This window comes from Helicobacter pylori (assembly GCF_011175115.1).
Classification (GTDB): domain Bacteria; phylum Campylobacterota; class Campylobacteria; order Campylobacterales; family Helicobacteraceae; genus Helicobacter; species Helicobacter pylori_DF.
Genome location: NZ_SHOW01000001.1, coordinates 459,894 through 483,523 on the forward strand (window position 1 = coordinate 459,894; position 23,630 = coordinate 483,523).

The window sequence follows — 23,630 nt, forward strand, 5'->3', positions numbered from 1 at the left end:
CTTATATTAAATTTTTTTGATTTTGTCTGTTAAAATCATCATCAATGCGCACAATATCGTCTTCACCGACATACTCGCCCACTTGAACTTCTATGATGATTAAAGGGATTTTGCCGTAATTAGCCAAGCGGTGTAGGGTGTTTTTAGGGATATAAGTGGACTCATTAGCTTGCAATTCAAACATTTTATGATCCAACTCCACGCTCGCCATCCCGCTAATCACCACCCAATGTTCGCTCCTGTGGAAATGCTTTTGTAAAGAAAGCCTAGCGTTTGGTTTGACTTCTAAAATCTTAACCTTGTAACAACCGCTCTCATGCAAGACTTCATAACTCCCCCAAGGGCGATACACTTTAGTGTGCGTTTGTAACAATTCTTGGTTATGCGTTTCTATCTCGCTCACTAGGGCTTTTAAATCCTTAGCTTTGTCTTTATGAGCGACTAAAAGAGCGTCTTTAGTGTCAATAATGGCTAAATTCTCAACGCCTAAAAGAGCGCTCACTTTATGAGAAAACACTAAATTATTTTCGCTTTCTTTGGCAAAAATAGGCGTTTGATTCAGGCTGACATTTTCTTTAGGCTCGTTAGCCACTTCTTCAAAAAGAGCGTTAAAATTCCCTAAATCGCTCCACTTGGCGTTTAATCCTACCATTTTGATTTTGTGGCTTTGTTGCATTAAAGCAATATCCACGCTCACGTCTTCTAAATCTTGCATGCTCTTTTCGCTCAAACGCGCGATCTTTTGTTCAAAAAAATACGCGTTTTCTAACGATTCAAACGCTCTTTCACACCCCTTTAAAATAGTAGGGGCATGCTTTTTTAGTTCGTCTAAAAAAACGCCCGCTTGGAAAACAAACATGCCGCTATTGAAATAAAAACCCCCGCTTTTTTGAAACTCTATCGCTTTTTCTAAACTTGGCTTTTCAATGAAGCGCTTCACATCTAGAGCGTTAGGGCTTTCAATATACCCAAACTCCGTATTGGGCTTTTCAATACTCACCCCAAAAGTGACTAAAAAGCCTTTTTGGGCTAAATTAATCGCTTTTTTTATCGCGTTTTCATACGCTTGAAAATCTTTAATCAGATGATCGCTTGGCGTAACGATGAGTAAATCTTCTTTATCGCTCATTAAAGCGCTCAAAGCAATGGCGTTAGCGGTGTTTTTACTCAAGCTCTCTAATAAAAAACCCACGCTTTTGTTTTTGATTTCATTCTTTATCTCTTCTAGGGCTAAAAAATAATGTTTTTCATTGCACACAACGAGCGTTTCATCTACTAAGGAAGCGTTTCTTTTAAAACTCAATTCAAACAAGCTTTCATTGCCAAAAAGCTTTAAAAATTGCTTAGGATATAGGCTACGGCTTAAAGGCCATAGGCGTTTGCCACTCCCCCCACTCAGTAAGATATTTTTAATTTTCATAAGTTTTCTTGTCAGGCTCTCTTTTGTTTTTTAGGGTTATTATAGCGTTTTTAATTGGGCATTTTTGAGTTACCTCAAAAACTCAGCGATGACTTCATTCTCTCTGGGTATAGGGAAGAAGATGTCAGTATTAGGCGAAATGAAAACCCTACTTCCCTCTCTAATCACCACAATAGGAGCGATTTTGCTCTTGTCTCTTAAAATTTGATTGACCACTTGATTGATCCCCATGCCGCTTTGCCTCATCAATTGCATTAAAAGATAATCCCCAAAGAAATTGGTGGCTCCTTCTTTATTGCCTCTGTTGTTTAAAGCCGAAGTGATCCCAATCAACAAGCCGTTAGTGAGAGTAGAAAGCAGTAACGGCACGCCATAGCGCTGGAAATTCCTTTCAATCAATTCCCCCACTAAGCCGTTATAACCTTTAATGTCCGCCCCCTTAGCGTTAGTGAGCATGATATTAATGCCATGGGGAGTGATGATTCGACTCCATACAATATCCAAGCGGTATTCGCCCATTTTGTTGTTGTTGCTGTAATAGCCTATGACTTTAGAGCCTTTGGGGATTAAGACGGCTTTTCCCATGTGAGCAAAAATATCGCTTTCCACTTGTGCAATCACTTTACCAGCGATCTGGCTAGAAATGGGCGTGATCAAAAAAGCGGGTATCATTTTATCGGCTGTAATGGTGCGTAAAAGCTTGTTTTCATTAGTGGCGGTGTCTTTTTCTTTAAGGTTAGTGAAACCATCAATGCCATTAGGGTTATCCACAGGGAAAATCAGGTTTTCTTCGTAATTTTTAGGGCTTTGTTTGAAAGGGGTGATGCGAGCGGCTAGTAAATCTAATTGTTTTGGAGAAAAATCTTTTTTAGGGGGGGTTGTTTTTGGATCCATGGGAGGGCTAGTAAAAGTTTCTTCTTTGGAATAGTTCATTTCTTTGGAGTTTAGGGCTTTTAAAGCGGCTTTGAGCTGTTCTTGTAAGGCTTTGATGGTAGCGTCTTTAGAGCTTTCCGTGTTAGTTGGCTGTGGGTTTTGAGTGAATGTGTAGTCTTGTAAGGGGTATTTCACCTCATCGTCATTCAAAAGATTGGGTTGGTTATTTAAGGGGGCTTTTGGTTTTTGATGATAGATTAAAGAAATGGTCATAATCGTTGCAAAACCCCCTACAAAAACAACCGCCCCTTTAATCCACTTATTCACCTTTGCTCCTTTTGACAAAACGGATACACAGATAATCCTTACCCAGCCTTAAAGTCCATTTAGCCGAAACGTCTTCAGCGATAATGTAATCGCCCACAATCCTTGTATTCACCGGGTTATCATAGCCATCAACGACTTTATAAATCACCGGGAATTTAGAGAGCGCTAATCTTTTGTCAAATTTGAAATAAGTGAATTGTTTGTCGTTAAAAATTTCTTTAGGCATTAAGGAGAGTTTGGATTTTTTAGAACAAGCCCATAAACAATACCATTTCCTTTGAGAGCTTTTTAAAGCCTTATAGCCTTTTTGGATGTCTTTTTTAATAATTTTCATCGCGTTGGTGTTATCGCCAATAATTATCACCTCTTCTTTTTCTTTAGTTTCTTCTTTTTCTTCTTTTAATGGTTTGTTGTTTATGGGGGCATCTTTAGGGGCATTTTCAGCCATATTTTCTTTATTTTGGGGCTTCAAAAAAGCGTTGGAATAATAATTTTTATCTTCTATGAAAACCTGCAAATTAGGGTGTTTGGAACTGGTGAAAGTGGTAGAAAACACATAGAAAGAAAAAATCTTACCATCGCTATCAATCACGCTGATATTGGAATCCACGCCGATTTGTAAAGGTTTGATGAGTAAAATGCGATCGTTGCTCTCTAAGATTTTCGCATCAAAGCCCACCTTATCCCCTAAAACAAAATCGCTAATGGGTTTTGAAAAAAACAATAAGGTCGCCATCGCATAACGCAAGCGGATTTTATAGGTTTGCCCTTGAAAATAATCAATGTTCAAGGTGTTGGACATTTTGGAGCGGTTTTTGTCAAAAAAGCTCCCTTGAATGGCATTTAAATCTTGCATGGGGTGGTTTAAATGCGCTGGGGCTGTTTCGTTCGCTTCTTCTAAAAAGTCATCGGCTTTTAAAGCGCTAAAAACCAACAAAAAACCCATGAGAGCGTATAAAACCTTACGCATCAATCGCCCCTGTTAGTCGGCACGATTTCAGTGATGCTGTAGCGAGTGATTTTAAAGCCGGTAGGGTTTTTAGGCATGGAAGCGTAATCAAAATCCGGGGTGTCAAACAAATAACTCAGCACGATTTTATAACGCTTTTCATACACGAGCTTGTTTTCATTCGTGAGTTTAGCCGCAATGGAAACGCTCGCAATGGGGTTATTGTCTTGCTGATAGATCGCAATATTGACGATATGGACTTCTCTTTCTAAATGGCTTTGCGCATAGATGCTGTTTTGGGCTTTGATCAAATCTTCAAAGCGTTGCCACACTTTAGAGCTGCTTTGCAAGCGCACCAGTTCATAGCGGGATTTATCGTCAATGCGATTAATACTCTCTCGGTTTAACACATACGCCCCAATGAGCGAACGAGCCAACGCTTCATTACTGGAAATGCTTTTATCCGCTCTTTGGATAATGGCGTAATGCTTGTCCTGGTTTAAAAAATCCACGAAATGGTGTTCGGTTTTTTGTAAGGGCAGGATACTGATTAAAACGATCGCTAAGACAAGCGCGATAAAGCTCATCAAACCTAAAAGCCTGTAAGCGATTTTCAAGCGGTTCCTTTCTAATCTAAATACGCTTTGCATGTCCAAATCATTCACCGAAAAACCAGAAAGCTTGTTTTCTAAATGCTTTTCTTGGTGGCTTAAAAGCTCTTCTAAATAGATCAACTGCTCGCTGTTGAAAGGCTTTTCTCTCATGCGAGATTTAACCTGTTTTCATACAAGGTGCAAGGGCTTTTTTTCATCTCATGCACCTTACTGGTGCAACCAAAAAACACAAGTCCCATGATAACAAAAAAAATTCTCATTAAATTCCTATTTATTTAAATTTCATTTTTTGTATTTATTGTATCCTTTTTAACCTTTTTTTGCTTGAAATTTGGGATTTTTACATCTAATTGAGTGGTTTCTACCTTAAAAGTGGGGGAATGCGTTTCTTTTTCTTTAGAGACGCTACCGCTTGTAGAAGGAGAAACGCTAGAGGGAGCGGGCGAGGTCGTGATATATTGTAAGGAAGTAAGAGCGTTTTGGCTGAGGTTGGCGCTCAAATTGGTGGCGAGTTTGTAAGTTTCTTTAAGGCTGTTTTGCACCCTAAACAAAGCGTTGATGAAAAAAGGCACGCCTATGATAAAAACGCAACACAAAAATAACGCTACCACCAATAAAAGGCTTAAGTCTTGTTTTTCTTGCATATGAGCGTCTATCAAAGCCTTAGTAACTGAAACATTCAAAAACCCCACCAACAACAAAAAAGGCTTGTAAAACCCAAGAGCGAAGCATTTTTTTAGGCATATAATTACAACGCTCCTCCAGGTTTTGAAAAACCCAAACGCTAAAAACAGCGCCCCTAAAGAGCACCACACATGCACTTCCAAATACACTAAAATGATGATCGCAAACAAAACGCTCAAAAAAAGCGCTTGCAAGATGCTTAAAAAAAGCCACACAGACATTTCATTATGGCTCAAATCGCTAATAAAGCTAAGGGCATAGAAACCATGATTAAAGATAAAATCTAAAGAAAGTGCATGGTTAGAAAAGTTACTCAAGCTTTGAGAAAGGCTTTGCGCGATCATGTTAGGTGCAATAAAAATAGCGTTTTGAAACAATTCATAAAAGCGCGAAGGGTTTTTTAAAGCGTAGTTAAACAGCGCAAAAAACCCCACAAACAATAACGCTTCTGTTAGCGCGCTAGCGCTGAAGAAATTCTGTTCTTTCAAACTCCTATAAGCAAAGAGCATGAACGCCAAAGCGACCACGCTATTAAACACCAATTGCGCATGCAAGGTGTAGAGGAAAAATTCAGCGAAACGCCCTAAAATCGCCGTGAGAGGCGTGATAAACCAAGAAAGAATGATTTCATAAGCGTCATTTTTCATCAATACTTCAACGGACTTTAATGTAAAATTCAAAGCCTTTACGCCACACTAATAATTCAATTTTAGGCGCGCTTAACGCTTCTCTTAAAGCCTTTGGGTTGGACGCCACATTTTTACGATTCACCCATAAAATCCTATCCCCAAGCTTTAAAAAATCCAAGCCTTTGGGCAAATGACTGCCTATTTTAGTGATAATGAAACGCTTGTCTAAAGCGATGCCATAGCGCTCTAAAAAAGTGTCTTTGAGCAAAAACCCCCCATAACGCTTATTGACTTTGAGCGTTACTTCTTTGATTTTATGGTTTCGTTTGATGCTTACTTTTGCAAGGCTTTGGTATTTAAGATTGCTCACCACCCATTCAAACTCGGCTAATGAGCGGATCTTTTGATGGTTGATCGCTAGGATTTCATCGTTTTTTAAAAAAGGGTTTTTAGGGAAAAAGGGATCAAATTGCACTACCACTAAACGCTTATGATGTTCTTTTAAACGCACCCCAATATCCCCATAATAAGGCTCTTTTTGGTTTAAAAAGCGCTTGATAAATTTCGTTTCTATAAAGCCATTCCCCCCTACCCCTAGCCCTAGCATTTGATAGCAAATATTGCTGATAACGCCATTTTTTTGGGTTTTTTGTGAAATTTGAGCGTAGCGGTCATAGCCTTTTTGCCCCGCCAATAATCGCGCTTCTAGGACTTCTTTATCCCCTATGCTAGCCATTGGCCTTATCAGGGCGTCTTTGTCCAAATCCCTTAAGGTATAAACATACTCACTTGGCGCGCTTTGCAACAAATACAACCCTACAAAGGGATCGGATTTGATGACTTTGGCGTGTTTAGGGTAGGTTTTGGAATAATACAAATACACGCCTTTAGGCAGTTCTTTTAAAGCCACGCCTCCTTTTTGAAGACTCGCTTTTTTAAAAAACGCCTGACAATGCTTGAAATCATAAGCCCCTAAGCCATTCAAAAAAAACCATAGAACGATAAAGGTAATAAGGGCTTTGTGAAACATCACAATTTAGCGAAATTCCCCAACATGTTAAAGGCTAAATTTTTTCGGTTTTCTTCTACGGCTTTATACCCATCATTCAAAGCGCTCATCAAATAGATTTGCATCGCTTCTTTATCTTCTAACAGGCTGTCATCAATTTGCAAATCCACTAATTCCCCCAACCCATTAAAACTCACGCTCACCATTCCCCCACCGCTTTTGGAAGTGTGGATCGTGTCTTTATTCTTTTCTTCTAGTTGGGAAAACTCTTTTTTCATGCCGTCTAATAACCCGCTTAACCCGCCCAATTGACTAAAATCCATCTCTAACCCTTTTCTAAAATTTCATTCTTTTCATCCACTAGCACGATGCATGGCTTGTGCGCATTGATTTCATCTTCATTCATGCTCGCATAAGCTAAAATGATCACCACATCGCCTATGGCCACCTTTCTAGCTGCTGCACCATTGACGCAAATTTCGCCCTTTTTTTTCCCTAAAATCACATAGGTGCTGAAGCGTTCGCCGTTATTGACATCCACGATTTCCACTTTCATGCCCTCTCTGAGCTTAGCGAGCTTGGCTAAATCCTCATCTATGGTGATCGAGCCTACATAATTGAGGTTAGCGTCTGTGATAGTAGCCCTATGGATTTTACTATAAAGCATTTCAAAAGTCATTTTCTTTCACCTTTTGCGCGCGCTTGATTTCTTTTAAAACCAATTGGTTTTTTTCTAGCAAGCAAGCGATCTTACAAGGTTTTTTAAGCGATTGCAAGAGCAGTAGATCGCTTAATTTAGTTTTGATTTCATGGTGAATGATTTTTTTAATTTCTCTCGCTCCTAAAGTCGTTTGGTAGCTCTTTTGCGCGATGCATTTCACAACTTCTTTATGGAATTTTAAGATCACGCCTTGCTCTAACGCTAGGGCTTTTAATTTGTCTAATTCCACAGAGACAATGCGTTCAAAATCCTCCAAACTGAGCGCGTTAAAAGGCACGATCGCATCGATTCTGGATCGCAATTCAGGGGTTAAAAGCTCTTTAACGGCTTTATCATACTTGGCGTTTTTAGCGCTAAAAAACCCTAGCGTGTCCTTATCCTTACTCCCCACATTTGAAGTCATAATCAAAATCACATGCTTAAAACTCGCCTGATTGCCTAAATTATCGCTCAAAGTAGCGTTATCCATCACTTGCAACAACAAATCATACACATTAGAATGGGCTTTTTCTATCTCATCTAAAAGCAACAAACAATGCGGGTGTTTTTTAATTGCATTCACTAGTAACCCCCCTTGCTCAAACCCCACATAACCGCTAGGACTCCCGATGAGTTTTGCCACGCTATGGGCTTCTTTGTATTCGCTCATGTCAAAGCGTTCAAAATGCAAATTCAAATTCAAGGCCAATTCTTTAGCCAATTCTGTTTTCCCCACCCCACTAGGCCCCACGAATAAAAAGCTCCCCACAGGCTTATTTTTAGAAGAAAGCCCGCAATGCTGGATTTTAATCGCATTGCTGATAAGATTGATCGCTTCTGCTTGGGCAAAAATCTTATTTTTAAGCGATTTTTCTAAATTCCTTAAAAGGGCTTTTTTATCGCTGCTCAAACGCATTTTAGGGATTTTAAGCTTTAGAGCGAGCGTTTCTTTCACGTCATCAACGCCGATTTTTTTGCCCTTTTTGGGGTTGATTTTTTTCCTCGATCCCACCTCATCTAATAATTCAATCGCTTTATCCGGCAAGAATTTATCATGCATGTAATCACTCGTTAAATCCACGCATGCCTTAAACACGCTCTCATCATAACGCACCTGGTGGTGTTCTTCATAAAGGGGAGCGATCTTTTTTAAAATCAAGTAACACGCTTCTTTGGAAGGCTCTTCAACTTTTATGACTGAAAAACGCCTGTTAAAAGCCTTGTCTTTTTCAAACACGCTGCGGTATTCTTCAAAAGTGGTCGCTCCCAAACATTTCAAGCTCCCATCCGTTAAAACCGGTTTTAATATGTTCGCCGCGTCCAAGCTCCCAGCGTTACTGCTCCCTGTGCCTAAAAGGGTGTGGATTTCATCAATGAATAAAATGATACGGCCGTTTTGTTGGATTTCTTTGAGCGTTTTTTTCAAGCGTTTTTCAAAATCCCCTCTGTATTTTGCCCCAGCCACCATTAAAGCCAAATCCAAAGAATAGACTTCATATTCTTGCAAAAACTCCGGCACTTCTTTTTGAGCGATTTTTAAAGCCAAAGCTTCAGCGATGGAGGTTTTCCCTACGCCCGCTTCGCCAATTAAAAGCGGGTTATTCTTTTTTCTGCGCCCTAAAATTTCTATCACTCTTAAAATCTCTTCTTCTCTGCCAATGACTGGATCTAAAGCGTTATCTTGGGCTAAAGCGCTCAAATTTTTAGCGTATTTTTTTAGGGGAGTGTTTTTGGGCGCTTCTTCATTATCATTAATGTCATTAGGAATACCATGGTTATCCAAATCCAATAAAGCAGGATTAGAATACAAACGAGCGATACCAAAACTATCCATGAGTTTTGAAGCGTAACAATCGGGGTGATCCAGCATTAAAATAAGCAATTCTTCCACGCCCACGCTCTCAAAACAACTCGCATACATTCTTTTAAGCATTCTTAATAGCACAAAACTCCTAGCAGGCATTTTGGCTGGATCGCTCTTTAAAGGCACATATTGCAACAAATAGTCTTTAAGGATTTGTTTTAATTTATCATAGTCATCTCTTTCTAAAGCGCCAATAATCTTTTCCCCGCTCTCATGTTCTAAAATGACTAGTAGCACATGCTCTGTGGTGCAAAGGGCGTGGTTAAGATCTAGGGCTAAATTTAAAGCTTGGTTTAGAACTTCATTGAGATCTTGATTGAATTTAGCCATTATTTTATCTCTTCTACCAATAATTTTAAGGGGAGATCTAGCTCTCTGGCCTTATCCCTAACCCATGCTGCCCTATGCCTGGCAATATCATAAGGATAGACGCCACAAACCCCCTCACCATCACGATGGATGCTTGATGTGAGAGCTTTGGCCTCTTCTAAAGACTTGTCAAAAAAATCCCTCAAAGCAGAGATGACAAATTCCGCTGTCGTAATGGGGTCATCAACCATGATCACTTGCGCCATGGTGGGGGTGGGTATGTTATACATTTTCATGTTCATGCCGCTTATCCATGCTACTTGGCGATCACAACAGGGATACTGGATTGTTCAACCAAGCTATTTTGGTGCGAAATGAACAAACGATACAACAAATTAGATTCGCTCGCCCCAATCAATAACAAATCATAATCCTTAGCCATTTCTAAAACCACATCAATCAAATCACCGCTTTTTAGAACGCTCTCGCACTCTATATTTTCTTTTTTGAAAGCGTCTTCAAATTGCTTTAACAAAGCCTTAGCCTTTTCTTCTTCTAAGGCTTCTGTTTGGCCATAATCCATCATCCCGCTTTCGCTATAAATAAACACTTCCATGCTCACATGCAACAAGGTGAAACGGACCTCTTTAAGCGAATGGGCTAATTTGACAGCGAATTTGATAGCGTTATAACATTCTTGCGTGTCGCTAATCCCAAATAAAATATTCATAAGAACCAACCTTAAATGAAGTTTTGGTATTATACCAAATAAACTCTAATGACCCGCTGAAAGCTCAAAGATAAAGCGCTACAATCTCGCTTAGAAAAAGGACACAAAATGTTATTGAATTACGACTTTTTAGAATTGGTTGATGAACCACAAAGAAACACTTCCTTGACATCAGCTATTGATAAGGCGTTAGCGGACAAGAAATTAGCTAGACAAAATAAACCTAGAGTAAAGATAAAAGCTAACTTGTCTTTAAGAGCGTCATTAGATGCCTTTGGCGATGAACTCTCACGACTTAAAAACTCACAAGATACGACTATTAAAGGCTCTACAATTGAGAGTGTTAATCTTAACAGCATTGTCAATAAAATCAAAAGCGGGCTACCTTTTGGGACTATCTCTGCGTTTAGACCTTTTAAAGACGCTTTTCTTAAAGACTTCACTGAAAAACAACGACAATTATTGATAGCTTCTTATAAGAGCGGTTATAGGAAAGACGAAGCCGATAAAATAATGAAGCTTTGGCAAGACCAATACGCTGAAGTAGATTGGCACAAACCTATAAAAGCTAATGACTTCTTTAAAGGGAATACTAACATTTACAGAACACTTCGCAATTTATTTGGACAGAAATTTATGGACAAATACACTGCCCCTAATAGTAAAGCCACAATGAAAGACTTTATGTCTAGCGATAAATTTATCAAAAAATACCGCTATACTGAAAAAGACAATATGGAAAGGACACGACAGCTAAAATCACTATTGGATAGTAAGCGACACTTTTTAGGTTATATTCAAGTAATCGGTTATTGGAAAGACAATCTTGATGACGACCTTATCCCTGATAAAGAGACTAGCTTTTTTGTATTCGCAAACGAACCTAGTATCACATTTGATTTGGCGAGCTATTTATTGTTGTTAGCGAGACTATTCAATCAAGCGGCGATTTGTTATTGTGAAAACGCCAAGACTGGCAAAGTGGATTTACTATTAGCGACACAAGAGGATTTTGGTAAAGTGTATTGGACTTTTACAGGCACTACATTCTCTGCTCCTAATCCATTACCACAATCTCTCACACGCTTACACAATAGCGTTTATACATTCTTTAAAAAAGAGGGCAAGGACAATTATGGGGTATTCTTTGATGAGTTAAGTAAGACACAAATTAAGGCGATGAATATTCCAAAGAATACTGATGGTTTTTACAGACAGCTTGCGAATGGGGTTAAAAGCTTTATTAAAGCAAGGCAATATCATGGCAGTCCTAGAACTTTTAATGCTGATGACATAGAGAAATATGAACTACAAGCTATTAAAGAGCGAGAAAACAGAAAGAAAGTTTTGAATGCTAGTTTTAGACAAAGCTATGAAAAGGCGCTTAAAGTCAATAACCTTGTCAATGCTATGCTACAAGGCAAAGAAGTAAGTAGGACATTGATTGCTAAAGTGCTTGCTAACACCATAGACACCGATGCAGGTTATTGCTTTATCTCGCCGACAGATTTAGCGACACAACTTGGTAACATCAGCCCCAGACTATCTAAAAGCATCGTTACCGCTATTGAGCAAGCAGAGGGAGTTAGACTGAATTATGCGTTGATTGACAAGGTTACTTATAACTCACTCCACAATACCTTAAGTTTCATTTTTGATATTGATAACCCTTTAAGCGACCAAGCGTTTGAGAGACTAGTCATTGAAGTCCCAAGAGAAGCGCTAAAAAATGTGAAGTTACCACAAATCAAAAATGTATTGACCGCTCAAATCTTTGAGGGCGCTTACCACTTTAGAGGTAATGACCATAAATTTAAAGGTTAAACCATGCTCTTTATCAGCGCGACTAACACCAATGCCGGAAAAACCACATGCGCCAGGCTATTAGCCCAATATTGCAACGCTTGTGGCATTAAAACGATTTTATTAAAGCCCATTGAAACGGGCGTTAATGACACCATTAACCACTTTAGCGATGCGCATTTATTCTTACAGGATAACCGCCTTTTAGATCGCTCTTTAACCTTAAAAGACATTTCATTCTATCGTTATCATAAAGCTTCAGCCCCCCTCATCGCCCAACAAGAAGAAGATCCAAACGCCCCCATTGACACCAATCATTTAACCCAACGCCTTCACAATTTCACCAAAACTTACGATTTAGTCATCGTTGAAGGGGCTGGGGGGCTATGCGTGCCTATCACTTTAGAAGAAAACATGCTGGATTTGGCCCTGAAATTAAAAGCCAAAATGCTTTTGATTAGCCATGATAATTTGGGTTTAATCAATGATTGTTTGTTGAATGACTTTTTATTGAAATCCCACCAACTAGATTATAAAATCGCTATCAATTTAAAAGGAAACAACACCGCTTTTCACAGCATCAGTTTGCCCTATATTGAGCTTTTTAATACATGCTCCAATAACCCCATTGTGATTTTCCAACAAAGCCTAAAAGAATTAATGAGCTTTGCCCTTAAATAAAGCGCAAACAGAACGCGCACTGATAAAAAAGCCCGCTAGTAGCAAGGCGTATAAAATCCAGCTAAAAACGGGTTTTGACATCTCAGCACCCTCTTTTAAGGGCTTTAAAAAAATCACATTAGGGAACATGTTAAACAAATTGATCCGCCAGCCATAGTATTGCACTTCCACTTGCTGGTTGACTAAACTTTGAGCGAGGGCTGAAATATCAGCCGAATTAAACTTAAAATAAAAAGGGAAGCTAAAGCGCGTGTCTTCGTTACGATAGACGGTCACGCTTTTTTTATCCTTAGGGTCGTAAGTTTGCACAAAATAGACATCTCTAGCGAGGGTTTTTACTTCCTTATTATTGGGCGTGTTTTCATTTTCATTCATTCTTTTGACTTCCACCCCGCTAATGACAGCCGCACTATAATGGGGCATGCAATAACTCACTAAAAGCATGAGCGCTAAAAAGATCGCTGTTAAAATGAATAAAACCACATTACGCACAAATTTTATCAACTTTATTCCTTAATGATAGTATTAGCCTATAATCGCATTCAAACACCATTTAAGAGCTTAAAGGCTCTTTCACATGTTTTCAATCATCACGCTAGCGAATTCAGAGCATTTCACTTCTTTAGCCCCATCCATTAAACGAGCGAAATCATAAGTTACTTTCTTGCTCTTAATGGCTTTTTCCATAGCAGAGACGATCAAATCAGCCGCTTCCACCCAACCCATATGCCTTAACATCATTTCCGCGCTCAAAATAATAGACCCCGGATTGACTTTATCCAGCCCAGCGTATTTAGGAGCGGTGCCATGGGTGGCTTCAAACATGCCCACCGTGTCATTGAGATTAGCCCCAGGAGCGATACCAATACCCCCCACCATCGCCGCTAACGCATCAGAGATATAATCCCCATTCAAATTCATGGTCGCAATGACGCTGTATTCGCTAGGGCGTAATAAGATTTGTTGCAAAAACGCGTCAGCGATCATGTCTTTAATGATGATTTCTTTACCGGTTTTAGGGTTTTTCAAAGAACACCATGGGCCTTTATCAATGACTTGAGCGTTAAATTCTTTTTGAGCGAGCGCATAGCCCCATTTCATGAACGCCCCTTCGGTGTATTTCATGATATTGCCCTTATGCACAAAAGTTACGCTTGGCTTGTCGTTATCAATAGCGTATTCAATCGCTTTTTTCACCAACCTCTCTGTGCCTTCCTTACTAATGGGTTTTACCCCTATGCCGCTGCTTTCAGGGAAGCGGATTTTTTTAACCTTTAGTTCATTTTGTAAAAAATGAATGAGTTTTTTCGCTTCCGCGCTGCCTTCTTGCCATTCAATGCCCGCATAAATGTCTTCAGAATTTTCTCTAAAAATCACCATATCCACTTTTTGTGGTTCTTTAACCGGACTCGGACTCCCATACCACCTTACCGGCCTCAAGCACACATACAGATCCATTTTTTGGCGTAACGCCACATTCAAAGATCTAAACCCCTCACCAATAGGCGTGGTCAAAGGCCCTTTAATGGAAACCTTATAATGGTTAATCGCTTCAATAGTGTCCGGTAACAGCCATTGCTCTTCGGGGCTTAATTCCTTGTGATCTTTAAATTTTTGATAGCATTTTTCGCCCACAAACACTTCATACCATGCGATTTTTTTCTCGCCCTTGTACGCTTTTTGAACCGCGCTATCCACCACTTTAATCATCGCCGGGGTAATATCTGATCCAATGCCATCGCCCTCAATGAAAGGGATAATGGGGTGGTTTGGCACATGCAATTTGTTGTCTTTAATCGTAATTTCTTCGCCCTCTTTAGGCTTTTGTAAAATTTTAGGGTTGTAAGCCATCTCTTGTCCTTTTTATAAAATTGAAGTAACTATACTAGCGCAAAAATACTATATAACCCCTAAAAATCTTTTTTGAATGCGTGTTTAAAAGTAGCGGTTGGAAATAACTTGAAAAAACGCAATGTTTTTAAAAAGAAATCATTTAATTTTTTGGCTTATAATGGAGTGCTATCATCCTAAAAACTTAAGGAAGTCAAATGTCTGTTACTTTAATCAATAATGAAAATAATGAACGCTATGAATTTGAAACGATTGAAAGCACTCGTGGGCCTAAAGCGGTGGATTTTTCCAAGCTTTTTGAAACGACCGGGTTTTTTTCTTACGATCCAGGGTATTCTTCTACCGCTGGGTGCCAATCTAAGATCAGCTATGTCAATGGCAAGCAAGGCGAATTGTATTACAGAGGGCATAGAATAGAAGATTTAGTCGCCAAATACAAATATGTAGATGTGTGCAAATTGCTCCTCACAGGGGAATTACCCAAAAATCAAGATGAAAGCTTGGAATTTGAACTGGAACTACGCCACAGAAGCTTTGTGCATGAGAGCTTACTCAACATGTTTTCAGCTTTCCCTAGTAACGCCCACCCTATGGCGAAGCTCTCTAGCGGTGTGTCTATTTTATCCACCCTTTATTCCACGCACCAAAACATGCACACTGAAGAAGATTACCAAACGATGGCCAGAAGGATTGTCGCTAAGATCCCCACGCTTGCGGCTATTTGCTATCGTAATGAAGTGGGAGCACCTATTATTTATCCGGATATCGCGCGCTCTTATGTGGAAAATATCCTTTTCATGCTGAGAGGGTATCCTTACAGCCGCTTGAAACACACCACTCAAGGCGAAGTGGAAATCACACCCCTAGAAGTGGAAGCCTTTGATAAAATCCTAACCTTACACGCTGATCACAGCCAAAACGCCTCTTCTACCACGGTAAGGAATGTCGCTAGCACCGGCGTGCATCCTTATGCAGCTATAAGCGCTGGCATTAGCGCTTTGTGGGGGCATTTGCATGGCGGAGCAAATGAAAAAGTGCTTATCCAATTAGAAGAAATCGGCGATGTGAAAAATGTGGATAAATATATTGCACGAGTGAAAGACAAAAACGACAGTTTCAAACTCATGGGCTTTGGGCATAGGGTGTATAAAAGCTACGATCCGCGCGCTAAAATCTTAAAAGGCTTGAAAGACGAACTGCATCAAAAAGGCGTTAAAATGGACGAACGCTTGAGCGAAATCGCCGCGAAAGTGGAAGAAATCGCCCTAAAAGACGAGTATTTCATTGAAAGGAATCTCTACCCTAATGTGGATTTTTACTCCGGCACCATTTTAAGGGCTTTAAAAATCCCGGTGCGTTTTTTCACGCCGGTGTTTGTCATTGGCAGAACCGTGGGCTGGTGCGCTCAGCTTTTAGAGCATGTCAAAAGCCCGCAAGCTAGGATCACGCGCCCAAGACAAGTCTATGTAGGGGATTAATCTTAAGCTAGGCTTTGTTTTAATAAAGCGTTGGTGATAGTTTTAAGAAACGCTCAAAGCCTTTTTAAAAGAGCAAGGATCTCGCACCAAGCAAGCGGTAATTTTTAAATAACCGCATGCAAACGCCCCAAAACTCAAGGATAACCCCGCTTTTTTAAAGAACCCTTGAGCGTTTTAAGTTTAGGGAACGCTCTTAGAAATTAGCGTTTCATTGAAACCACCGCTTTTTTAAAGAACCCTTGAGTGTTTGGGGGGAATGATTGCAAAACCTTTCTATCTCCTTAAGAAAATCCTTTTTATAACAAAATTTACAACAAATCTAAAGAAAAAATCATTTTTATAACAAACCAAACAAGCAAATCTTATTTTTTAGAAAAATCCTTTTTACAACAAACCAAAAGCAATCAAACGATCAAAGTTAAAAACCCCCCTTTTTTATAACTACCCCCATTCAAACAACCTCATTTCTTTTAAAATGACCTTTATTGGTTTAATATTTGTTTAGAAACGCTACAAAAACCTTTTTTTTTTTTTTTGAAAGGGCAAAAACGCCTAATTAATATCAAAATCCCATTAATTTATACTATATTAACGAAAGCTTGCGGTATAGTCTTACTTAAAGACACACTTCCGCAAGATTTACGGACAAAATCAATCTTATTTTAATAAAGTAAAGGAGAAAACATGAAGAAAAAATTTCTGTCATTAACCTTAGGTTCGCTTTTAGTTTCCGCTTTAAGCGCTGAAGACAACGGCTTTTTTGTGAGCGCCGGCTATCAAATCGGCGAATCCGCTCAAATGGTGAAAAACACCAAAGGCATTCAAGATCTTTCAGACAGCTATGAAAGATTGAACAACCTTTTAACGAATTATAGCGTCCTAAACGCTCTCATCAGGCAGTCCGCCGACCCCAACGCTATCAATAACGCAAGGGGCAATTTGAACGCTAGCGCGAAGAATTTGATCAATGACAAAAAGAATTCCCCGGCGTATCAAGCCGTGCTTTTAGCCTTGAATGCGGCAGCGGGCTTGTGGCAAGTCATGAGCTATGCGATCAGTCCTTGTGGTCCCGGTAAAGACACAAGCAAAAATGGGGGCGTTCAAACTTTCCACAACACGCCTTCAAATCAATGGGGAGGCACTACCATTACTTGTGGCACTACTGGTTATGAACCAGGACCATACAGCATTTTATCCACTGAAAATTACGCGAAAATCAATAGAGCTTATCAAATCATCCAAAAGGCTTTTGGAGCAAGCGGGCAAGAAATCCCAGCCTTAAGCGACACCAACACAGAACTCAAATTCACAATCAATAAAAATAATGGAAACACGAATACGAATAATAATGGAGAAGAAATTGTTACAAAAAATAACGCTCAAGTTCTTTTAGAACAGGCTAGCACCATTATAACTACCCTTAATAGCGCATGCCCATGGATCAATAATGGTGGTGCAGGTGGTGCGAGTAGTGGTAGTTTATGGGAAGGAATATATTTGAAAGGCGATGGGAGCGCGTGCGGGATTTTTAAAAATGAAATCAGCGCGATTCAAGACATGATTAAAAACGCTGAAATAGCCGTAGAGCAATCCAAGATCGTTGCTGCCAACGCGCAAAACCAGCACAACCTAGACACTGGGAAGACATTCAACCCCTATAAAGATGCCAACTTCGCCCAAAGCATGTTCGCTAACGCTAAAGCGCAAGCGGAGATTTTAAACCGCGCCCAAGCAGTGGTGAAAGACTTTGAAAGAATCCCTGCAGCCTTTGTGAAAGACTCTTTAGGGGTATGCCATGAAAAGGGTAGCGATGGCAATCTCCGTGGCACGCCATCCGGCACAGTGACTTCTAACACTTGGGGAGCCGGTTGCGCGTATGTGGGAGAGACCGTAACGAATTTAAAAGACAGCATCGCTCATTTTGGCGACCAAGCGGAGCGAATCCATAACGCGCGCAACCTCGCCTACACTTTAGCGAACTTCAGCAGTCAGTATCAAAAGCTAGGCGAACACTATGACAGCATCACAGCAGCGCTCTCTAGCTTGCCTGACGCTCAGTCTTTACAAAATGTGGTGAGCAAAAAGACTAACCCTAATAGCCCGCAAGGCATACAGGATAACTACTACATTGACTCCAACATCCATTCTCAAGTGCAATCCAGGAGCCAGGAACTCGGCAGTAACCCTTTCAGACGTGCCGGACTAATCGCCGCTTCTACCACCAATAACGGCGCGATGAATGGGATCGGCTTTCAAGTGGGCTATAAGCAATTCTTTGGGAAAAACAAACGATGGGGCGCGAGATACTACGGCTTTGTGGATTACAACCACACCTATAACAAATCCCAATTTTTCAACTCCGATTCTGATGTTTGGACTTATGGCGTGGGGAGCGATTTGTTAGTGAATTTCATCAACGATAAAGCCACTAAACACAATAAAATTTCTTTTGGCGCGTTTGGCGGTATCCAACTAGCCGGGACTTCATGGCTTAATTCTCAGTATGTGAATTTAGCGAATGTGAACAATTACTATAAAGCTAAAATCAACACCTCTAACTTCCAATTCTTATTCAATCTGGGCTTAAGGACCAATCTCGCCAGGAATAAGAGGAGAGGCGCTGATCATAGCGCGCAACATGGCATGGAATTAGGCGTGAAGATCCCCACGATCAACACGAATTACTATTCTCTGCTAGGCACTACCTTGCAATACAGAAGGCTTTATAGCGTGTATCTCAACTATGTGTTTGCTTACTAAAGCATTAAACCCCTTTTTAAACCCTCTTTTTAGGGGGTTTAATCTTTTTTCGCTGACTTCTCTCACTCGCTTTTTAACTTTTCATAAAGCTTTTATTTTTCTAAACTTTTTTAATTTTTTCCACCAAATAAAGTTTTTTGACTTCAAGCGTTAATCATAAAAAATACTCAAGGGCGTTTTTTACAATCTAAATAAAAATTAGCGTTATTCAAGCGATCATTTTTATAACCCAATGCAAACGCCCCAAAGTCAAGGACAAACCCGCTTCACATAAGGAAACCCCTAAGCTTTTTAGGCTTAGGGAACGCTCTTAGAAATTAGCGTTTTATCAAAAACACTACCTTAAACCAAGAAAAAGAAATTTCAAGGTATAATAGTTTCCAAGAGCGTTTGCCACTTTTACGCTTCATGGCATGCTCCTTATTTGGATTTGCCCCATATCCTAACTATGGGGCGTGATGAAACCCTACAACAAACACGCTTTAAAGCCCTTAAATGCAACCACCCTAAAAAATGCGCTTTCCACTTTAAAATAAACCATAAAATCCCCATACCTACGATATAATCCTAAAATTGATTGATTTTAAGGGGCGTGTTTGACATCATTATTCCATCTGAAGTTTTTAAAGCCCCTAAGTTGTCTGCAAGCCGGTTTGCTTTATAGCCTTATTTTTGGCGTTTTATACCATTTCCCTTTGTTCGCTTATGTTTATAAAGAAAGCAACCAAGTTAGTTTTATAGCCATGATTATTATCGTGCTTTTTTGCGTTAATGGCGCTCTTTTTTTGGCGTTAGGCTTGATCTCTGCTTCTTTGATGCGCTTAAGCGCGGTTGTTTTTAGTTGGCTCAATTCTGTCGCTTTCTATTTCATTAGCGCTTATAAGGTGTTTTTAAATAAGAGCATGATGGGCAATGTCTTAAACACCAACACGCATGAAGTTTTAGGCTTTTTGAGCGTTAAATTATTCGTTTTTATCGTTGTTTTTGGGATGTTACCCGGCTATATCATTTATAAAATCCCCATCAAAAATTCTTCTAAAAAAGCGCCCTTTTTAGCGATCTTGGCGTTAGTGTTTATTTTTATCGCTAGCGCTTTAGCTAACGCTAAAAATTGGCTGTGGTTTGACAAGCATGCGAAATTCATAGGGGGCTTAATCCTGCCCTTCGCTTATAGCGTGAACGCTTTTAGAGTGAGCGCTCTTAAATTTTTCGCCCCCACTATCAAGCCGCTCCCTCTCTTTTCGCCCAACCATTCTCATTCGTTTGTGGTGCTAGTTATTGGCGAAAGCGCTAGGAAACACAATTACGCCCTTTATGGCTATCACAAACCCACCACCCCAAGATTAAGCAAACGCTTAGAAAATCATGAACTCACCCTTTTTAACGCCACTTCTTGCGCCACTTACACGACAGCGAGTTTGGAATGCATTTTAGATTCTTCTTTTAAAAACAACGCTTATGAAAATTTACCGACTTATTTGACTAAAGCCGGTATCAAAGTCTTTTGGTATAGCGCAAATGACGGCGAAAAGAATGTTAAGGTTACAAGCTATCGTAAAAACTACGAATTGATTCAAAAATGCCCCAATTGCGAAGCGATCGCTCCTTATGATGAATCCTTACTCTATAATTTGCCTAACCTTTTAAAAGAACACTCTAACGAAAATGTCTTACTCATCTTACACCTTGCCGGCTCGCATGGCCCCAACTATGACAACAAAGTGCCTTTAAATTTTAGGGTGTTTAAGCCCTATTGTTCAAGCGCTGATCTGTCTTCTTGCTCCAAAGAAAGCCTGATTAACGCCTATGACAACACCATTTTTTACAACGACTATCTGTTAGACAAAATCATTAGCATGCTTGAAAACGCCAAACAGCCCGCCTTAATGATCTATTTAAGCGATCATGGCGAAAGCTTGGGCGAAGAAGCGTTCTATTTGCATGGCATTCCTAAAAGCATCGCCCCTAAAGAGCAATACGAGATCCCCTTTATCGTTTATGCCAACGATCTTTTTAAAGAGAAGCATTCCATCATTCAAACCCAAACCCCCATTAATCAAAATACCATTTTCCATAGCATTTTAGGGGTGTTTGAGGATTTTAAAACCCCTAGTGCTGTTTATCGCCCTTCTTTAGATCTGCTTAAACACAAAAAAGAGTAAAATAACACTCATGAAAAAATTCTTATTTAAACAAAAATTTTGTGAAAGCCTGCCCAAAAGCTTTTCTAAAACTTTGTTAGCGCTCAGTTTGGGCTTGATTTTATTGGGTGTTTTTATCCCTTTCCCTAAAGTCCCTAAACACCAAAATGTGCCTTTGGCGCTTCATTTCACCGAGCATTACGCGCGCTTTATCCCTACGATTTTATCTGTGGCGATTCCCTTGATCCAAAGAGATGCGATAGGGCTTTTTCAAGTCGCTAACGCCTCTATCGCTACAACCCTTCTCACGCACACCACTAAAAGAGCCTTAAACCATGTAACGATCAATGAGCAGCGTTTGGGCGAGCGCCCTTATGGGGGTAATTTCAACATGCCAAGCGGGCATTCGTCTATGGTAGGTTTGGCGGTGGCGTTTTTAATGCGCCGTTATTCTTTTAAAAAATACTTGTGGCTCTTGCCTTTAATCCCCTTAACCATGCTCGCTCGCATTTATTTAGACATGCACACCATTGGCGCTGTGTTGGCTGGGCTTGGCACTGGAATGTTGTGTGTAGGCCTTTTTACAAGCCCCAAAAAGCCTTAATCAAAAGATCTAATTTCTGTTTTTATAATCTTCATAAGAAAAGTTTTTAAGGATTTTAAACCCTTGTTGATCCAATTTAGCCAGACTTGGGAGCGGCACGCCATTAAACGAATTGTTTTTAACAATCGTATAATGGAGCATGTCTTGAAACACGATTTTATCGCCCCTTTTTAAAGGCGTTTCAAAACTAAAGCTCCCCATAAAATCCCCCGCTAAACAAGTAGGGCCGCCTAAAAAATAAGAAAACGCCCCTTGATTTTCACCCTTTTCAACTTCAATAATTTCTTCATCGTTTTCTACGGAAATTTTAAGAATACTAGGGCGATAAGGCATTTCTAAGCAATCGGGCATGTGAGCGCTAAAAGAAGCGTCTAAAATTGCAATTTCTTGATCGTTTTGAACGATGTCTATCACGCTTGCGATTAAAAACCCGCATTGCCACCCTATGGCTTCCCCAGGCTCTAAGATCACTTCTATATTGTGGTAGCGTTCTTTAAAATCCTTAATCGTTTGGATGAGCAAATTCACATCATAATCGCTCCTGGTGATATGATGCCCCCCACCAAAATTCACCCACGCCATGTTTTCTAAATAGGGCTTGAAATGCTTTTCTACATGCTCTAAAGTCCGGCACAAAGCGTCGGCGTTTTGCTCGCAATGCGTATGGAAATGCAACCCGCTCACCCCCTCTAAGCCATGCTCTTTCACCCCCTTTTCAAATCCGCTAGGCGTAATCCCTAACCGGCTTGTTTTAGAGCATGGGTTATAGATCGCTGGGGTTACTTCGCTGTAGAGAGGGTTGATCCTCAAACCCATTTTAATGGGGCTTAAGCCCAAGTTTTCTAACTGCTTGTTTTTGTCTAAAATCCTGTCTTTATAGGTAGCGTATTGGTGAAAAGAGTTGAAAATAATGCTTGTCGCTAGGGGTAAAATCGCGCTCATTTCAGCCTCTTTAAAAGCCGGGCTGTAAACGCAAATTTCTTTGTGGCTCTCTCGCCCCCCAAATTCTTCAAAAGCGAGCTTAGCCTCATAAAGACCGCTCGCGCAACACCCGTTCAATCTTTGCCTTAAAATCCCAAACTCACGCCAAAACGCATACCCCTTTAAAGCGAGCAAAACCTTTGCCCCGCTTTGCTGGCGCACAATTTCTAAAATCTTGGCGTTTTTTTCTAAGCGTTCGCTCTCTAACACATAGCAAGGGGTGGGGATAGCGCTGTATTTTTTCATGCTAATTCCAAAAATTGCTTAACCACTCGCTGGATGTCTTTAGGGTTAGACTTAGAGATGAAATCATCGGCCTTCAAACTCCTGGCCATGTCTTCATTAGAACTGCCGCTCATAGAAGAATTGACCACGATAGGGATTTTTGAAGTCAAAGGATTGTTTTTAACCTGTTTGATCACTTCAAAACCGCTCGCTTCTGGCATTTCTAAATCGGTAATAATCAGGCCAATATTACTCACATCGGTTGTTGGGTTGAACAAATGCTCTAATAAGGTTTTACCATTGATAAAATCAATGTGCTTGACGCCCAGCTTGTCTAAAATCATTTGCATGGTTTTTAAAACGCTTGGAGAGTCATCAGCGAGCAAAACGCATTGGTTAGAATGGATTTTAGAAAGCGTCTCTAAATCGTTGTGTTTTTCATCTTCAATCCAAGGGAACACATCTATAAGCATTTTTTCAATATCCACCACTTGCACCAAACGCCCGTCAAAATAGCGCGTGCGGCTCACGAGCTTGTTATTGCCTGCAGATCCCCCTAATCCAGCGCTTTGCTCCATTTCAGTCCATTTCTTGCTCAAAATCCTATCCGCTTCATAGATCCTAACCCCTATAGTCCAGCGAGAAAACTCACAAATCATAACAATATCGTCTTCGCCCTTGTCTTTTTCTATCCTATAAGGGCGTAAATCCTTGTTTTTGTTTTGGCTGTCATAATAAAACCATTTTTTCATATCAATCAAGGGAATGGTGAGCTCTCTTATAATGATCAAGCCCTCAACGAGCGAATTGTTTTCGTGGCTGATGATAGTGAGATTGCCATGGTATTTCACTACTTCACGGATCTTAAAGACATTGACCGCATACAAATCCTTGTTTTTACCCAGCCTGAAACACAACAATTGCAACTCATTATTTTTATGCAAACTCGTAACTTGATCAATGCCCGCTAAACTATCAGCCATGACTTCCCCTTAATT

Annotated in this window: 22 protein-coding genes; 6 read left to right on the top strand and 16 right to left on the bottom strand. The window is 40.1% G+C overall.

Features of this window, described 5'->3' with window-relative positions; genetic code table 11:
* Nucleotide 1: 1 nt before the first annotated feature.
* From EXS92_RS02160 to EXS92_RS02215, 12 genes are all read right to left on the bottom strand, one after another.
* Nucleotides 2-1,420 (bottom strand): mannose-1-phosphate guanylyltransferase/mannose-6-phosphate isomerase, encoded by a 1,419-nt coding sequence (locus EXS92_RS02160; RefSeq protein WP_165515409.1) that lies wholly within the window; start codon nucleotides 1,418-1,420, stop codon nucleotides 2-4.
* 69 nt (nucleotides 1,421-1,489) lie between these two features.
* Nucleotides 1,490-2,620: a DNA type IV secretion system protein ComB10 gene (locus EXS92_RS02165; RefSeq protein WP_165515410.1), complete on the bottom strand. Its 1,131-nt coding sequence runs from the start codon at nucleotides 2,618-2,620 to the stop codon at nucleotides 1,490-1,492.
* Nucleotides 2,613-3,590 (bottom strand): TrbG/VirB9 family P-type conjugative transfer protein, encoded by a 978-nt coding sequence (locus EXS92_RS02170; protein WP_165515411.1) that lies wholly within the window; start codon nucleotides 3,588-3,590, stop codon nucleotides 2,613-2,615. The genes EXS92_RS02165 and EXS92_RS02170 overlap by 8 nt, the downstream gene beginning before the upstream one ends.
* On the bottom strand, nucleotides 3,590-4,333 hold the full coding sequence (locus EXS92_RS02175) for a VirB8 family type IV secretion system protein (protein WP_165515412.1): 744 nt from the start codon (nucleotides 4,331-4,333) through the stop codon (nucleotides 3,590-3,592). The genes EXS92_RS02170 and EXS92_RS02175 overlap by 1 nt, the downstream gene beginning before the upstream one ends.
* Nucleotides 4,330-4,443, bottom strand: coding sequence for a hypothetical protein (locus EXS92_RS02180; protein WP_001217873.1), 114 nt, complete (start codon nucleotides 4,441-4,443; stop codon nucleotides 4,330-4,332). Before EXS92_RS02180 ends, EXS92_RS02175 begins: the two co-directional genes overlap by 4 nt.
* Nucleotides 4,444-4,458: 15 nt before the next feature.
* A complete protein-coding gene (locus EXS92_RS02185; RefSeq protein WP_165515543.1) occupies nucleotides 4,459-5,514 on the bottom strand; it encodes a type IV secretion system protein in 1,056 nt (351 codons plus the stop codon).
* Between the two features lie 7 nt (nucleotides 5,515-5,521).
* The gene (locus EXS92_RS02190) at nucleotides 5,522-6,526 is read right to left on the bottom strand and encodes a PDZ domain-containing protein (protein ID WP_165515544.1); all 1,005 of its coding nucleotides are present in this window, start codon (nucleotides 6,524-6,526) and stop codon (nucleotides 5,522-5,524) included.
* Nucleotides 6,526-6,828 carry a YbaB/EbfC family nucleoid-associated protein gene (locus tag EXS92_RS02195; RefSeq protein WP_000347926.1) on the bottom strand — a complete coding sequence of 101 codons (303 nt, stop codon included), beginning with the start codon at nucleotides 6,826-6,828 and terminating at the stop codon, nucleotides 6,526-6,528. Before EXS92_RS02195 ends, EXS92_RS02190 begins: the two co-directional genes overlap by 1 nt.
* A 2-nt stretch (nucleotides 6,829-6,830) precedes the next feature.
* The gene (gene panD / locus EXS92_RS02200) at nucleotides 6,831-7,184 is read right to left on the bottom strand and encodes an aspartate 1-decarboxylase (protein ID WP_000142278.1); all 354 of its coding nucleotides are present in this window, start codon (nucleotides 7,182-7,184) and stop codon (nucleotides 6,831-6,833) included.
* Complete coding sequence (locus EXS92_RS02205; RefSeq protein WP_165515413.1) at nucleotides 7,174-9,399, bottom strand: AAA family ATPase; 2,226 nt, start codon at nucleotides 9,397-9,399, stop codon at nucleotides 7,174-7,176. Before EXS92_RS02205 ends, panD begins: the two co-directional genes overlap by 11 nt.
* On the bottom strand, nucleotides 9,399-9,674 hold the full coding sequence (locus EXS92_RS02210; RefSeq protein WP_000784907.1) for an ATP-dependent Clp protease adaptor ClpS: 276 nt from the start codon (nucleotides 9,672-9,674) through the stop codon (nucleotides 9,399-9,401). The genes EXS92_RS02205 and EXS92_RS02210 overlap by 1 nt, the downstream gene beginning before the upstream one ends.
* A 20-nt stretch (nucleotides 9,675-9,694) precedes the next feature.
* A complete protein-coding gene (locus tag EXS92_RS02215; RefSeq protein WP_001023008.1) occupies nucleotides 9,695-10,108 on the bottom strand; it encodes a universal stress protein in 414 nt (137 codons plus the stop codon).
* 108 nt (nucleotides 10,109-10,216) lie between these two features.
* Between EXS92_RS02215 and EXS92_RS02220 the strand changes: the two genes are divergently transcribed.
* Together EXS92_RS02220 and bioD are read left to right on the top strand one after the other, a co-directional pair.
* On the top strand, nucleotides 10,217-11,932 hold the full coding sequence (locus EXS92_RS02220) for a DUF3293 domain-containing protein (RefSeq protein WP_165515414.1): 1,716 nt from the start codon (nucleotides 10,217-10,219) through the stop codon (nucleotides 11,930-11,932).
* A 3-nt stretch (nucleotides 11,933-11,935) separates the two neighbouring features.
* On the top strand, nucleotides 11,936-12,592 hold the full coding sequence (gene bioD / locus EXS92_RS02225; RefSeq protein WP_165515415.1) for a dethiobiotin synthase: 657 nt from the start codon (nucleotides 11,936-11,938) through the stop codon (nucleotides 12,590-12,592).
* Here bioD and EXS92_RS02230 read toward each other — a convergent pair.
* Together EXS92_RS02230 and icd are read right to left on the bottom strand one after the other, a co-directional pair.
* Complete coding sequence (locus EXS92_RS02230) at nucleotides 12,569-13,096, bottom strand: DUF1523 family protein (protein ID WP_165515416.1); 528 nt, start codon at nucleotides 13,094-13,096, stop codon at nucleotides 12,569-12,571. The genes bioD and EXS92_RS02230 overlap by 24 nt on opposite strands.
* Before the next feature lie 69 nt (nucleotides 13,097-13,165).
* Nucleotides 13,166-14,443: an isocitrate dehydrogenase (NADP(+)) gene (gene icd, locus EXS92_RS02235; protein ID WP_000323961.1), complete on the bottom strand. Its 1,278-nt coding sequence runs from the start codon at nucleotides 14,441-14,443 to the stop codon at nucleotides 13,166-13,168.
* Between the two features lie 197 nt (nucleotides 14,444-14,640).
* Between icd and EXS92_RS02240 the strand changes: the two genes are divergently transcribed.
* From EXS92_RS02240 to lpxE, 4 genes are all read left to right on the top strand, one after another.
* Complete coding sequence (locus tag EXS92_RS02240) at nucleotides 14,641-15,921, top strand: citrate synthase (protein ID WP_165515417.1); 1,281 nt, start codon at nucleotides 14,641-14,643, stop codon at nucleotides 15,919-15,921.
* A gap of 684 nt (nucleotides 15,922-16,605) precedes the next feature.
* On the top strand, nucleotides 16,606-18,681 hold the full coding sequence (sabA, locus tag EXS92_RS02245; protein ID WP_165515418.1) for a Hop family adhesin SabA/HopD: 2,076 nt from the start codon (nucleotides 16,606-16,608) through the stop codon (nucleotides 18,679-18,681).
* 596 nt (nucleotides 18,682-19,277) lie between these two features.
* Nucleotides 19,278-20,843 carry a phosphoethanolamine--lipid A transferase EptA gene (gene eptA, locus EXS92_RS02250; protein ID WP_165515419.1) on the top strand — a complete coding sequence of 522 codons (1,566 nt, stop codon included), beginning with the start codon at nucleotides 19,278-19,280 and terminating at the stop codon, nucleotides 20,841-20,843.
* Between the two features lie 49 nt (nucleotides 20,844-20,892).
* The gene (lpxE, locus tag EXS92_RS02255) at nucleotides 20,893-21,426 is read left to right on the top strand and encodes a lipid A 1-phosphatase LpxE (RefSeq protein ID WP_242673978.1); all 534 of its coding nucleotides are present in this window, start codon (nucleotides 20,893-20,895) and stop codon (nucleotides 21,424-21,426) included.
* A gap of 9 nt (nucleotides 21,427-21,435) precedes the next feature.
* Here lpxE and nspC read toward each other — a convergent pair whose 3' ends face one another.
* Both nspC and cheV1 read right to left on the bottom strand, forming a co-directional pair.
* On the bottom strand, nucleotides 21,436-22,653 hold the full coding sequence (gene nspC / locus EXS92_RS02260) for a carboxynorspermidine decarboxylase (protein ID WP_165515421.1): 1,218 nt from the start codon (nucleotides 22,651-22,653) through the stop codon (nucleotides 21,436-21,438).
* The gene (cheV1, locus tag EXS92_RS02265) at nucleotides 22,650-23,615 is read right to left on the bottom strand and encodes a chemotaxis protein CheV1 (protein WP_000785446.1); all 966 of its coding nucleotides are present in this window, start codon (nucleotides 23,613-23,615) and stop codon (nucleotides 22,650-22,652) included. Before cheV1 ends, nspC begins: the two co-directional genes overlap by 4 nt.
* Nucleotides 23,616-23,630 lie beyond the last annotated feature (15 nt).